Annotated in this window: 12 protein-coding genes; 5 read left to right on the top strand and 7 right to left on the bottom strand. The window is 65.9% G+C overall.

Translation table 11 applies throughout. The annotated features are described in order from the left end of the window. Positions 1-35 precede the first annotated feature (35 nt). The 3 genes from ACOI1H_RS00130 (at position 36) to ACOI1H_RS00120 (ending at position 2617) form a co-directional block, all read left to right on the top strand. Complete coding sequence (locus ACOI1H_RS00130) at positions 36-467, top strand: hypothetical protein (RefSeq protein ID WP_422434680.1); 432 nt, start codon at positions 36-38, stop codon at positions 465-467. Between the two features lie 137 nt (positions 468-604). Further along, positions 605-1561 (top strand): L-malyl-CoA/beta-methylmalyl-CoA lyase, encoded by a 957-nt coding sequence (locus tag ACOI1H_RS00125; protein WP_422434679.1) that lies wholly within the window; start codon positions 605-607, stop codon positions 1559-1561. Between the two features lie 93 nt (positions 1562-1654). After that, positions 1655-2617, top strand: a complete 963-nt coding sequence (locus ACOI1H_RS00120) for an acetyl-CoA carboxylase carboxyltransferase subunit alpha (RefSeq protein ID WP_422434678.1) — start codon at positions 1655-1657, stop codon at positions 2615-2617. A gap of 157 nt (positions 2618-2774) precedes the next feature. On the opposite strand, the gene ileS is transcribed toward ACOI1H_RS00120, so the two are convergent. The 6 genes from ileS to rpsD all read right to left on the bottom strand — a co-directional run bounded on the left by ileS (position 2775) and on the right by rpsD (position 11182). Further along, positions 2775-5705, bottom strand: coding sequence for an isoleucine--tRNA ligase (gene ileS / locus ACOI1H_RS00115; RefSeq protein ID WP_422434677.1), 2931 nt, complete (start codon positions 5703-5705; stop codon positions 2775-2777). A gap of 263 nt (positions 5706-5968) precedes the next feature. Continuing rightward, a complete protein-coding gene (locus tag ACOI1H_RS00110; protein ID WP_422434676.1) occupies positions 5969-6823 on the bottom strand; it encodes an extensin family protein in 855 nt (284 codons plus the stop codon). Beyond that, a complete protein-coding gene (locus tag ACOI1H_RS00105) occupies positions 6820-7740 on the bottom strand; it encodes a prephenate/arogenate dehydrogenase family protein (RefSeq protein WP_422434674.1) in 921 nt (306 codons plus the stop codon). Before ACOI1H_RS00105 ends, ACOI1H_RS00110 begins: the two co-directional genes overlap by 4 nt. After that, entirely contained in the window at positions 7737-8816 is a 1080-nt protein-coding gene (gene hisC, locus ACOI1H_RS00100) for a histidinol-phosphate transaminase (RefSeq protein ID WP_422434672.1), read from the bottom strand. Before hisC ends, ACOI1H_RS00105 begins: the two co-directional genes overlap by 4 nt. 145 nt (positions 8817-8961) lie before the next feature. Continuing rightward, positions 8962-10374: a homospermidine synthase gene (locus tag ACOI1H_RS00095; protein WP_422434670.1), complete on the bottom strand. Its 1413-nt coding sequence runs from the start codon at positions 10372-10374 to the stop codon at positions 8962-8964. 187 nt (positions 10375-10561) lie between these two features. Then, the gene (rpsD, locus tag ACOI1H_RS00090; protein WP_422434668.1) at positions 10562-11182 is read right to left on the bottom strand and encodes a 30S ribosomal protein S4; all 621 of its coding nucleotides are present in this window, start codon (positions 11180-11182) and stop codon (positions 10562-10564) included. Between the two features lie 227 nt (positions 11183-11409). Here rpsD and ACOI1H_RS00085 point away from each other — a divergent pair, with 227 nt between their 5' ends. Together ACOI1H_RS00085 and ACOI1H_RS00080 are read left to right on the top strand one after the other, a co-directional pair. After that, positions 11410-11883 carry a DMT family transporter gene (locus tag ACOI1H_RS00085; protein WP_422434666.1) on the top strand — a complete coding sequence of 158 codons (474 nt, stop codon included), beginning with the start codon at positions 11410-11412 and terminating at the stop codon, positions 11881-11883. Beyond that, positions 11883-12326, top strand: coding sequence for a DMT family transporter (locus tag ACOI1H_RS00080; protein ID WP_422434664.1), 444 nt, complete (start codon positions 11883-11885; stop codon positions 12324-12326). Before ACOI1H_RS00085 ends, ACOI1H_RS00080 begins: the two co-directional genes overlap by 1 nt. On the opposite strand, the gene glpK is transcribed toward ACOI1H_RS00080, so the two are convergent. Next, complete coding sequence (gene glpK, locus ACOI1H_RS00075) at positions 12311-13801, bottom strand: glycerol kinase GlpK (RefSeq protein ID WP_422434662.1); 1491 nt, start codon at positions 13799-13801, stop codon at positions 12311-12313. The genes ACOI1H_RS00080 and glpK overlap by 16 nt on opposite strands. Positions 13802-13805: the final 4 nt, after the last annotated feature.

Raw genomic sequence — 13805 nt, 5'->3', positions numbered from 1 at the left:
AACGCTAGGTCAAGCATTGGGGGGGGACGGGGCTTATGGCACTCATCAAGCTTTTAAATAATGGCCAGATTGAAAACATGGGCATTTTCAAGATCGTCGGCACGATACGGGCGGGTCATGCGGTCTTGGGTGAATCCAACCAGGGCACAAAAATGCACGGCCTGCTGATGGACCTGGCGCAAAACCGGGGCAAAGCCAAGGGCACCGACATCAAGAGCCTGAAACCGGCAGGCGGGTTCACAGCGAAGGCAACCTGGCTGCACGGCGGCCACAACGTCATGCACTATAGTACCGGAGACAAGAACAAGGCGGCCAAGGACTATTCAGTGTCCTTGTTCTTTTACAAGGAATCCGACGATACGGCGGGCGGCGTCTGGGTCGTCATCGCAGCGGGTCACCATACGGAAAATTCTCCTGACTACAAGATTGTCTGGGGCATACGCGCAGGCGACTACGGCACCGTGTGATCGCGCGGTCAACATTTGATATACTGATACCCCGATTCCAATAAGTCGCCATGCTGCGGCTGCACAAGGGCCGTTGCGATTTTTGACGCAATATAATATCTGCGCTGCAACCTTTCCTGTAACAAAGATACCCACTGATGTCCTTTCGTTTGCAACCGACCCCGCCTGCCCGGCCGAACCGCTGCCAGCTTTTCGGTCCCGGATCGAATACGAAGCTCTTTGTCAAGATGGCGGCGTCCGATGCCGACGTGATCAACCTCGACCTGGAAGACTCGGTGTCCCCCAACGACAAGGATGCCGCCCGCTCCAATGTCATTGCTGCGATCAACGACATCGACTGGAACACAAAGCATTTGAGCGTGCGCATCAACAGCCTCGACACGCCGTTCTGGTATCGTGACGTGGTGGACCTGCTGGAACAGGCGGGCGACCGCCTGGACCAGATCATGATCCCCAAGGTCGGTTGCGCCGCCGACGTCTATGCCGTCGACGCGCTGGTCACGGCGATCGAAGCGGCAAAGGGCCGCAAAAAGCGTGTGGCGTTCGAAGTCATCATCGAATCCGCTGCCGGCCTTGTGAACGTCAACGAGATCGCGGCCGCCAGCCCCCGGTTGCAGGCGATGAGCCTCGGAGCGGCCGATTACGCCGCAAGCATGGGGATGCAGACGACGGGCATCGGCGGGACGCAGGACAATTACTACATGCTGCAGGGCGACACACGGCACTACAGCGACCCTTGGCACTGGGCGCAGACCGCCATCGTCGCCGCCTGTCGCACCCACGGCATCCTGCCCGTCGATGGTCCGTTCGGCGATTTTTCCGACGATGAAGGCTACCGCGCGCAGGCCCGCCGCAGCGCGACCCTGGGCATGGTCGGCAAATGGGCGATCCACCCGCGCCAGATCGCGCTGGCCAACGAGGTCTTCACGCCCTCTGACGCCGCTGTCGCCGAGGCGCGCGAAATCCTTGCCGCGATGAAGGATGCCAAGGCGCGCGGTGAGGGGGCCACGGTCTACAAGGGTCGTCTTGTGGACATCGCCAGCATCAAGCAGGCCGAGGTCATCGTGAAACAATCCGAGATGATCGCGGGCTGACGCGCCCGTCACCCGCACCGGCCCGACCGCCGCAACCATTGCAAATCGGGCCTGACACCGCCTATATCGGCGTCAGGCAAAACAGGCGTTCCCATGACCCAGTATCTCGACTTTGAAAAACCGCTGGCCGAAATCGAAGGCAAGGCGGAAGAGCTGCGCGCGATGGCGCGCGACAATGCCGAGATGGACGTCGAAAAGGAAGCCGCCGCCCTCGACAAGAAAAGCCGCGACCTGCTGAAATCGCTTTATGCGAACCTGACGCCTTGGCGCAAATGTCAGGTCGCGCGCCACCCCGAACGCCCGCACTGCAAGGACTACATCGAGGCGCTGTTCACCGATTTCACGCCCCTTGCGGGCGACCGCAACTTTGCCGACGACCATGCCGTCATGGGTGGGCTGGCCCGTCTGGACGGTCGCCCGGTGGTCGTGATCGGCCATGAAAAGGGCCACGACACAAAGTCGCGCATCGCCCACAATTTCGGCATGGCCCGCCCCGAAGGTTACCGCAAGGCGATCCGGCTGATGCAATTGGCCAACCGGTTCGGCCTGCCGGTCGTCACGCTGGTCGACACCCCCGGCGCCTATCCCGGCAAGGGGGCCGAGGAGCGCGGCCAGTCCGAAGCGATCGCGCGCGCGACCGAAGCCTGCCTCGATCTGGACGTGCCGCTGGTCAGCGTCGTGATCGGCGAAGGTGGATCGGGCGGTGCCGTGGCGTTCGCCACCGCGAACCGCGTGCTGATGCTGGAACATTCGATCTATTCCGTGATCAGCCCCGAGGGCTGCGCGTCGATCCTGTGGAAGGACGCCGCCAAGACGCAGGAGGCCGCCGCCGCCCTGCGGCTGACCGCCCAGAACCTGAAGGAGCTGGGGGTCTGCGACATGATCATCGCGGAACCGCTTGGCGGTGCCCACCGCGCCCCCGATGCCGCCGTCGCGGCCGTCGGGCAGGCCTTGATCCACACGCTGGCGGACTTGTCAAAGACGCCGCGGGAGAAGGTTCGCCTTGATCGCCGCCGGAAATACCTGTCGCTGGGCAAGAAGGGCTTGGCGGCCTGAGGCCACCGCGCCGACCCGTTCAACGCGCGATGATCTCGACCCGCCGGTCCACGCCATCAGGCGGATGTCGGCGCTGCCGGGGCAATCCCATTATCTGCTGCCACCGTTGGCAGCAGTGGCTCGCGTGGGGCCGGAACGGGGTTCCGGCCCCATAGGATCAGCCGAGCGCCGCTTCGCAGCGGGCGCAGACGCCGGGGTGGTCGTGGTGGCCGACATCGGGCAGGATCTTCCAGCAGCGCTGGCACTTCTCACCTTCCGCGCGCGCAAAGACCACGCCGACGTCTGGCACGTCCTCTAACCGGAACGCCTCTGCCGGGGCGGGGTCGGTCGTGATCGCGATGCCAGAGGTGATGCAAAGGTCGTCGAAGGCCACGGTCCGCAGGATGGCGGCCTCGTCCTCGGTCACATGGACCATCGGCAATGCTTCCAGCGAGGCGCCGATCACCTTTTCGGTGCGCTTGACCTCCAGCGCGCCGGTAACGACGCGGCGCACACGGCGCACGGTGGCCCATTTCGCGGAGAGTGCCGGATCGAGCCATTCCGCCGGCGTGACGGGGAAGTCCTGAAGGTGGACGGAGGACGCCGGGCCGGGGTGACGTTCCAGCCAGACTTCCTCCATCGTGAAGCACAGGATCGGGGCGAGCCAGGTGGTCAGCCGGTCGAACAGCAGTTCCAGCACGGTGCGCGCGGCGCGGCGGCGCGCGGTGTCGCCGTCGCAATACAGCGCGTCCTTGCGGATGTCGAAATAGAAGGCTGACAGATCCAGCGTGGCAAAGTCGAAGATCGCGCGGAACACGCCCTGGAAATCGTAGGCGGCATAGCCCTTGCGCACGACATCGTCGAGTTCCGCAAGCCGGTGCAGCACCCATTGTTCAAGCTCCGGCATCTGGTCGCGCGACACGCGATCCGCCTCGGTCACATCGGCCAGCGATCCCAGCAGGAATCGCATGGTATTGCGCAAGCGGCGATAGCTGTCGGCGGTGCCTTTCAGGATCTCTGGCCCGATCCGCTGGTCAGAGGTGTAATCCGCCTGCGCCACCCAGAGGCGCAGGATATCCGCGCCGTATTCCTTGATGATCGTTTCGGGCACGATGGTGTTGCCAAGCGATTTGGACATCTTCATGCCCTTCTCGTCCAGCGTGAAGCCGTGGGTGACGACGGCCTTGTAGGGCGCGCGGCCGAGCGTGCCGCAGGCCTGCAACAGCGAGGAATGGAACCAGCCGCGATGCTGGTCGGTGCCTTCCATGTAGACGTCGGCGATGCCGTCGGGCGCGCCGTCGGCCCTGTCGCGCAGCACGAAGGCGTGAGTCGAGCCAGAATCGAACCACACGTCGAGGATGTCGAAGACCTGTTCCCAGTCGTCGGCGTCGTAGTCGGACCCGAGGAAGCGGGCCTTGGCTCCGTCCTCATACCAGGCGTCCGCCCCCTCCGCCTCGAACGCATCGCGGATGCGGCTGTTCACGGCGTCGTCGCGCAGCAGGAAATCGGGGTCGGTCGGCAGCGCGCCCTTGCGGGTAAAGCAGGTCAGCGGCACGCCCCAGGCGCGTTGGCGCGACAACACCCAGTCGGGGCGCTGAGAGATCATCGCATGCAGGCGGTTGCGGCCGCGCTGCGGGGTCCAAGTCACCAGCTCGTCGATGCTGGTCAGCGCCCGTTCGCGGATGGTCTTGCCGTAGGTGTCCTGCCCGTCACCCACGGCGCGGTCGATGGCGGCGAACCACTGCGGCGTGTTGCGATAGATCACGGGGGCCTTGGACCGCCAGGAATGAGGATAGCTGTGCTTGATCTTGCCACGTGCGAACAACCCGCCGACCTCGATCAGCTTGTCGATGACGGCAGTATTGGCGTCGCCTTCCCAGGACTTGTTCTTGGGCTTGTCGCGGAAGATCGCCTTGCCGCCAAAGAACGGCAGGTCCGCGCGAAAAGTGCCGTCCTCGGTCACGTTGTAGGTGATGACCTGTTCCAGCATGCCAAGGTCGCGGTACAGCTCGAACTCCTCCATCCCGTGAGAGGGCGCGCAATGCACGAAACCGGTGCCTTCGTCGTCGGTGACGAAATCGGCGGCGCGGAAATCGCGGGGCTGGTCCCATTCGCTGTTGCTGCCGTCGGCGTTGGCAAGGGGGTGCGACAGGCTGATCTTTTCAAGGTCCGCCGGCGTCACATCGCACAGGCGGCGATACATGCCAGGCTCCAGCCGCCCCTTCTGCATCACCGCATCGGCCAGCTTGTCCGCGATCAGGTAGCGGTCACCGATGGTGACCCAGGACTGTTCGGGTCGGCCCGTGACCTCGTAAAGGCCGTATGAGATCTCCGGCCCCCAGACCACTGCCTTGTTCGACGGCATCGTCCAGGGCGTCGTCGTCCAGATCAGCACCTGCGCGCCGTCCAGCGTGGTGTCGCCGGTGCCGACCACCTTGAACTTCACCCAGACCGTGTGGCTTTCCTTGTCGTGGTATTCGACCTCCGCCTCGGCCAACGCCGTCTTTTCCACTGGCGACCACATCACGGGCTTGGACCCCTGGTAGAGCGTGCCGTTCATCAGGAAGGTCTGAAATTCGGCGGCGATCACCGCCTCGGCGTGGTAATCCATCGTGAGATAGGGGTCGGCCCAGTTACCGGTGATCCCCATCCGCTTGAACTCCGCGCGCTGGATGTCGACCCAGCCGGCGGCGAACTTGCGACATTCGGCGCGAAAGGCGTTGACCGGCACGTCGTCCTTGTTCAGCCCCTTCTCGCGGTACTGCTCCTCGATCTTCCATTCGATCGGCAGGCCGTGGCAGTCCCAGCCGGGGACGTAGCGCGCATCGAAGCCCATCATCTGGCGCGACCGCACGATCATGTCCTTGATCGTCTTGTTCAGCGCGTGACCGATGTGCAGATGCCCGTTCGCATAGGGCGGGCCGTCATGCAGGATGAAGGGCGCGCGGTTCTCTTTCCCGCGCAGGGTGTCATAGACGCCGATCTCCTCCCAGCGGGCCAGCCATTCCGGCTCCCGCTTCGGCAGACCCGCGCGCATCGGGAAATCCGTGCGCGGCAGGTTCAGCGTGTCCTTGTAGTCGACGGTCTGATCGGGTGTGTCGGCGCACATGATGGGCGTCCTTCGCTTTGAAATGGGCTGATGAAGGGGCGGTGTCGCAGCACCTTGACCCGGCGGCGCCAAGGGCTCAGCGCGCCGGGGACATAATTCGTATCAGGACCCGCATCATCATGGCCGCGTTATAGGCAGCGCCGCCGTCAGGGTAAAGACGGAGCGGCACGCTCCCCTATGCGTTACGGTCCGCATTCATCTGGCCCGCAAACTCCCCCCGGAGGGTCCGGCGTTTCACACCGCTAAAACGGCCCGACGACGCGCTACCGGCAGTAGGTTCCGCTGCGATACCGCGCAGTATCGACGTGAAAGTGGTCTCGGTGCGCCGCATTGGCGGCCGGCCCCAGCACGGTGCCGAACGGCCCGCAGGCCGCCTTCCACATCGCCTTAAGCTGCTGGCCCGCGGTGCCGCTGCCCCAGTCGGTCAGCACGGTCAGCGCGCGGCCGTCCTTCAACTGGATACCGCCGATGTCCACGGCGCGACCGCGCCCATGCTCCGACAGCTTGTTGTTTGTCGCCGACCCGCCGACCCGACTGCGGCAGGTATAGTGTCCGACGACCTGCAACGCCGCCACGCCACCGCCTGTATTTCCCACGGCGGGGATGATTCCGTCACTGACCCAGCGCCGCAGCGCCTTGGCGGTGTTGCAGTCGATGGTCGGTTCCGTCGACAGGCTTACGCCTGCCACCGATTTCACCCGCACCGCACCCAGCACACCGCAGCCGCCGGGTCCGGCAATATCCGCAATGACCTCGCCCTGGATCGCGGGATCGCCGCACACCTGACCGCGCACGACGGCTGCCGCCTGCTCGGTCACGCGCTGGGTCAAGGCCGCGGGCCGCAGATAGGGCCGGTCCGTCATGCGTGGCGCAAACGGGCTGGTCGCGACGCGAAATGCCGCCACCGGGGCCGCCTGCGGCGCAAGCGACACACGCCCCGGCACCGCACGGCGCAGCACGGGGCGCGGAAAGGTCAGCGCGGCCGACGGTGCCATCACGACCGGCGCGGCAGGCACGTCCGCCTGCGGACGCGCCAGGGGGCGCAGGCTGGCAGTGGGGGCCTCTGCCCCGACGGGGGTGGCCAGAAGCAGGCCAAGGATCAGCACGGCACCCCTCATGTCTTGTGCACCGGCGTGCGGCCGAAATCAGGCGCGTCGGTATCCTGACCCGCGTCGATGATGCCGCGCCGGATCGCCCGCGTGCGCGTGAAATAAGCGTGCAGGTGGTCGCCGTCGCCGGTGCGAATCGCGCGTTGCAGGGCGAACAATTCTTCCGTGAAGCGGCCGAGGATTTCCAGCGTCGCCTCCTTGTTGGTCAGGAACACGTCGCGCCACATGGTCGGATCGGACGCGGCAATCCGCGTGAAATCGCGAAAGCCTGCCGCGGAATACTTGATGACCTCGCTGTCGGTCACGCGCCGCAGATCGTCGGCCACGCCGACCATCGTGTATGCAATCAGGTGGGGCGTGTGGCTGGTGACGGCCAGGACAAGGTCGTGATGCTCTGCATCCATCTCGTCCGTGTTGGCCCCCATGCCCCGCCACAGGGCCTCCAGCGTCTCGACCGCTGCCCGGTCCGACCCTTCGGTCGGCACGATGATGCACCAGCGGTTATCGAACAGCGTGGCAAAGCCCGCGCGGGGGCCAGAATGTTCCGTGCCCGCCAACGGGTGCGCGGGAACGAAATGCACGCCAGCAGGGACATGCGGACCGACCGCGTCGATCACCGCCTTCTTGACCGAGCCCACGTCGGACACCGTGCAACCGGGCTTCAGCGCCGGCGCGATGTCCTGCATCACCTGTTCCATTGCCCCGACCGGCACGCAAAGCACCACCAGATCGGCGTCCCTGACGGCCTCCTGCGCGGTCTCGCAGACCTCGCACAGGTCCAGTTCGCGCGCTATGTCGCGGGTTTCCCGGCTGCGCGCATAGCCGGTGATCTGCCCCGTCAGGCCGCCCCGCTTCATCGCCAGTGCCATCGAGGATGCGATCAGCCCCAGGCCGATCAGCGCGACCTTGTCGTAGATCACGCTCATCGCGCGCCCTTGAACTGGCCGATGGCGTGGACGACCCGGCGGCAGGCGGATTCGTCGCCGACGGTGATGCGCAGGCAGTGGGGAAATCCATAGCTTCGGGGGTGCCGCACGATGATGCCCTGGCTCAGCAGATGCGCGTTGCAGGCCAGCGCCTCATCTTCCGAGGCGAAGCGCGCAAGGATGAAATTGGCGGTCGAAGTATCCGACGGCACACCCATTTCCGCCAGCGAGGTCGACAGCCAGTCGCGCCAGCGCGCGTTCTCGATGCGGCATTTCTCGGTATAGTCGGTGTCGCGCATGGCGGCCTCTGCTGCGGCCAGCGCGCCACCCGACAGGTTGAACGGGCCGCGAATGCGGTTCAGCACGTCAATCACCGCCTGCGGGCCGTAACCCCAGCCGATCCGCAGACCGCCAAGGCCGTAGATCTTGGAAAACGTCCGCGTCATGAAGACATTGTCGCGCGCCTCTACCAGCGCCCGGCCACCATCGTAGGCTTCGGCGAATTCCGCATAGGCACCGTCCAGCACCAGCATCGCCTTTTCGGGCAGGTCCGCGGCCAGCCGCGCGACCTCGGCCTGACCGATCATCGTGGCAGTCGGGTTGGCCGGATTGGCGATGTAGACCAGCCGCGTGCGATCCGTGCAGGCGGCCAGAATGGCATCCACGTCGATGACCCGCTCGCGCTCTGGCACCACCACGGGCGTCGCACCAGAGGCGAGCGCCACGATGCGGTAGATCGCGAAACCGTGCTCGGTATAGATGACCTCGTCACCTTCGTCCGCATAGGCCTGCGCCAGCAGGTGCAGGATCTCGTCGGAACCGACGCCGCAGATCACCCGCGCCGGATCGACGTGCCAGACGTCGCTGATCGCCTGTCGCAGCGCGGCATGATCGGTGACGGGATAGCGGTGCAGGTCGTGGACCGCGCGCTGGTAGGCGTCCTTGGCCTTGGGTGACGGGCCGAAGGGGTTCTCGTTCGACGACAGCTTCAGCACGTTCGATTGACCGTCCACATGGCTTGCTCCGCCCTGATACAGGTCGATCTGCATGATGCCGGGGCGTGGCGTGATCGTCATCGGTCGGGAATCCATATGCGGGGCGCTTGGGGCGTGTTCTAGCGGTCGATGCCCGGTCTGACCAGTGGCAAGCTGACGCGCGCAACGCGCACGGGACGGCGGGCGGGGCGCCTTGGCCGCCTGCGGCCAACAGCGCCGGACGGCGTCACGTGGCCAGCACGTTGCGGAACTGCCAAGGGTCTGTCTCGTCGATATCCTCGGGAAACTGCGCCCAGCGGTCGGTCACCGGCGTCCAGTCCGTGTAATGCGCCTCGACCGGGTCCAGGTAGGGGCGCTGCACCTCCAGGCACCGGACGTGGTCCATCTCGTCGGTCTCGACGATGCCGGCGCGCGGATTTTCCAGCGCCCAGACCATCCCCGCCAGCACGGCGGATGTCACCTGCAACCCCGTCGCATTCTGGAACGGCGCCAGCCGACGCGCGGCGTCGTTCGACAACCGGGAGCCATACCACAGGGCGTTGCGGTCGTGGCCATACAACAGCACGCCCAACTCGTCGATGCCTTCCACGATGTCGTCCACGTGCAGGATGTCATGCACGGTCTGCTGGCGGCCCGACCCGAACATCTCGTGCAGGGACAGCACTGCGTCGTCGCAGGGGTGATAGGCGTAATGACAGGTCGGGCGGTAGTCCGGCGCGCCCGGATCGCCGACAGTATAGTAGTCCGAAATGCTGATCGCCTCGTTGTGGGTGACGAGGTAACCGAACTGCGGCCCCGGCGTCGGGCACCAGGTATGGACCCGCGTGATCGCCCCCGGCCGGTCGATCCAGATCGCAGCCTGACAGCCGGTCGCATGGCGGTAGGCGTTGTCGGGAAACCACGTCTCGTGCGTGCCCCAACCCAGCTCTGCCGGCTGGAACCCCTCCGAGATGAAGCCCTCCACCGACCATGTGTTCACGAAGGTGCCGCGCGGGCGCGGCAGGCGGCGGGCCTGGGTGTCCCTCTCCGCGATGTGGATGCCCTTGACGCCAAGCGATTGCATCAAGGCGGCCCAGCCCGCGCGGTCGGACGGCACCGCATCGTCGCGGCCCAGATCGCGCGACAGGGTCAGCAACCCTTCCTTCACGAACCACGACACCATGCCGGGGTTTGCCCCGCAACAGGACACCGCCGTCGGCCCGCCGGGGTCCGCCGCCGCATGGTCACGCACGCGCTGCCGCAGGGCGTAGTTCGTGCGCGACGCATTCTCGGCGGTCTCGAAATAGAAGCCCTTCCACGGCTCGACGACCGTATCGATGTAAAGCGCGCCCAGCTCGCGGCACAGCGTCATCACGTCGAGGCTGTCCACGTCCACCGACAGGTTCACGCAAAAGCCACCCTGCCCCAGCAGGTCGGTCAGCACTGTGCGGTAATTCTCGGGCGTCAGCGCCACCTGCAAATGCCGGTGGCCGTGCTGCGCCAGAAAGGTATGCGTGCCGGGATCGGGGTCGATGACGACCAGCCTGCTGGCGTCGTATTCGAAGTGCCTCTCGATCAGCGGCAGCGTCCCCTTGCCGATGGACCCGAAGCCAATGATGACCACGGCCCCGTCGATGCGCCCGTAAACCGGATGTGTCATGTCGCCCCCCTGTGCCTCGGTGTCCGACCTCTCTAGCCTCTGCCACATGACGGGATCAAGGCAGGGCAGGTGGACCACTGCAGTCGGGCCACTGCGGTTTCGCGACAGATCGGATCCGCTGTTCCGCGGACATGAAAAGGGGCCGCACCCTGCGGTGCGGCCCCCGAAGAACGTCAGGCCTTGCGGCTTAGTTCTTGGCGTAGAATTCGACGACCAGGTTCGGTTCCATCGTGACCGGGTAGGGCACGTCGCCCAGCGTCGGGGTGCGCACGAAGGTCGCGACCATCTTGGAGTGATCGACGTCCATGTAATCGGGCACGTCACGTTCCGGCAGTTGGGCCGCAACCATGACCAGTTCCATCTGCTTGGACTTCTGGCGGACCTCGATCACGTCACCTTCCTTTACGCGGTAGGACGGGATGTTCACGCGGACGCCGTTCACGGTGACGTGGCCGTGGTTCACGAACTGGCGGGCGGCAAAGACGGTCGGCACGAACTTGGCGCGGTAGACGACAGCGTCCAGACGACGCTCCAGCAAGCCGATCAGGTTCTCGCCGGTGTCGCCCTTGACGCGCTCGGCCTCGGTATAGATGCGGCGGAACTGCTTTTCGGTCAGGTCGCCGTAGTAGCCTTTCAGCTTTTGCTTGGCGCGCAGCTGCAGGCCGAAGTCGGAAACCTTGCCCTTGCGGCGCTGGCCGTGCTGGCCGGGGCCGTATTCGCGGCGGTTGACCGGGGACTTCGGGCGGCCCCAGATGTTTTCGCCCATGCGGCGGTCGATCTTGTACTTGGCAGACGTGCGTTTGGTCACGGCTGATCTCCTTCGGTTGTGTCCGTTGCGGGACGTGAAGGGCGTTGTCCTTTGGGCGCCTGCCCTGACAGGAGTCCCCTTGCGGGGCCCACCAACACCAATGAAAGGCGCGCTTAGGTCATGCCGGCGGCGGTGTCAACAGGTCGCCTGACGCGCGCTGCAGCGACCGCGCCCGGCAGATCACGTCGGGCTTGTGTCCGCCGCGCCAAGACGGCACATCTGCGCGCATGATCGAACCCCTGCAAGCGCGCCCTGCCCCGCATCCGCTCAGCTTTCTCGCCGCATTCGGCGCCGGGGGTTTGCTGTCGCTGATGGTCCTGTTCAACGGCACGCTGGCAAATTACGGATCGCTGCTGTTTTCAAGCTGGGTGCCCCATGCGACCGGGACCATCGCGGCGCTGGTGGCACTTGCCGTCCTGCGACCGGGTCGCGCGCGCAAGGTCCGCGCGCCGCTGTGGGCCTATGCGGGCGGGCTGTCGGGGGCGGTGACGGTGATGGCGACGTCCTATGCGCTGAACACAGCCCTAGCCCTGTCGGGGACGCTGGCGATCGGGTTGGCGGGGCAGATGGTCTTCGGTCTGATCGCGGATGCGCGGGGGCTGTTCGGCTTGCAGCAACGGATGCCGACAGCACGCGACATGACCGCACTTGCGCTGATCGTCGCGGGGTCGCTGGTCCTGATCTTTCTGGGGCGCGGTTGATGGGGATCGCGGTCGCTGTCGCCTTTCTGGCCGGGGTGCTGGTCATCCTCAGCCGCCAGATCAACGGGCGGCTGAGCCTGAATACCTCGGCGCTCGAATCGTCGTTCTGGAACCATATCGTCGGAGCCGTGGCGCTGACTCTGGCGGCGCTGGTCTTTGGCGGGCTGCGCGATGCGCAGGTGGCGCAGGTGCCGTGGTGGGCCTGGCTGGGCGGCACCGGGGGCGTCGTGTTCATCGCGGCGTCCAGCTGGCTGGTCACGCGACTGGGGGCCGCACAGACGGCGCTGCTGATCATCGCGGGGCAGATGGTGTCGGGTGTGGTGCTGGACCTGATCACAGGCGCGCCCGGCTCGCCGGTGGCGCGCGCGGTGGGCGTCGCGCTGATCCTGATGGGCATGTGGGTCAGCCGGGCACCGCGCCTGCGGCGTCAGTCGCCCGCATAGGTCAAGGTCGCCTGCACGGCCCGCTGCCACTGGTGATACTTGGTCGCGCGGGTCTGGTCGGTCATCTGCGGGCTGAACGTCTGGTCCAGCGCCCAAGTCGCGGCGAACCCGGCCTGATCGGGATAAAGGCCGGCACGATGACCGGCCAGCCATGCCGCCCCCAGCGCTGTCGTCTCCAGCACCTGCGGGCGGTCCACCGGGGCCGCGATGATGTCGGCCAGAAACTGCATGGCATAGTCCGACGCGCTCATGCCGCCATCGACGCGCAGACTGGCCTCGCCCGCCTCGGCCTTCCAGTCGGCGCGCATGGCGTCCAGCAGGTCGCGCGTCTGGTAGCCGACGGATTCCAGCGCCGCCCGCGCCAGTTCGGCTGGGCCGGAGTTGCGCGACAGCCCGAAGATCGCACCGCGACAATCCGCATTCCAGTAGGGCGCGCCCAGCCCTGTGAAGGCCGGGACAAGGATCACTGGCTGGTCAGGGTCGGATGACTCGGCCAGCGGCTGCGTCTCTTGCGCTTCCCGGATCATCTTGAGCCCGTCGCGGAGCCATTGCACAACGGCCCCGGCGATGAAGATCGACCCTTCCAGCGCATAGGTCGGCTTGCCGTCCAGTTGATAAGCGATGGTCGTCAGCAGCCGAGAGGTCGAGGTGACGGGCGTGTCGCCGGTATTGAGCAGCGCAAAGCAGCCCGTCCCGTAGGTCGATTTCAGCATCCCCGGCTTGAAGCACGCCTGACCCAGCGTCGCCGCCTGCTGGTCGCCCGCCACGCCAAGGATCGGGATCGGTCGGCCGAACAGATCGGGCCGGGTCGTGCCGAAGTCGGCAGCGCAGTCCTTCACCTCTGGCAGCATGGCCATCGGAATGTCGAGCAGGTCGCAGATCGTCCGGCTCCACCGCCCCTTGTGGATGTCGTAAAGCATCGTGCGGCAGGCATTCGTCGCGTCGGTGACATGCGACGCCCCGTCCGTCAGTTTCCAGATCAGCCAGGTGTCCACGGTGCCGAAGGCCAGGTCTCCTTTCGCGGCGCGGTCGCGGGCACCTTCGACATGGTCGAGGATCCACTTCACCTTCGTCCCGGAAAAATATGGGTCGAGCAGCAGGCCGGTGCGGGCGGTCACGCTGTCGGCGTGATCCGCCAGATCGCGGCAGATGTCGGCGGTGCGCCGGTCCTGCCAGACGATGGCGTTGTAGATCGGCTGACCCGTCGCGCGGTCCCAGACCAGCGTCGTCTCTCTCTGGTTGGTGATGCCGATGCCGGCGATGTCGTCCGCACGCAGACCCGCCTTTTCGATCGCGGCGCGGCAGGTGGCGGCAGTCGTGGTCCACAGGTCCGACGGATCGTGTTCGACCCAGCCGGACTGCGGAAAGTGCTGGGGAAACTCCTCCTGCGCCGTGGCGGTGGGCCTCATGGCGGCGTCGAAGATGATCGCGCGGGACGACGATGTGCCCTGATCGATGGCAAGGATGTGGGTCATGTGG

Source organism: Loktanella sp. DJP18 (genome assembly GCF_049310965.1).
Classification (GTDB): Bacteria; Pseudomonadota; Alphaproteobacteria; order Rhodobacterales; family Rhodobacteraceae; genus Loktanella.
The sequence above is the reverse complement of the archived record's forward strand: the minus strand, read 5'-3'. Positions and strand labels throughout refer to the sequence as shown.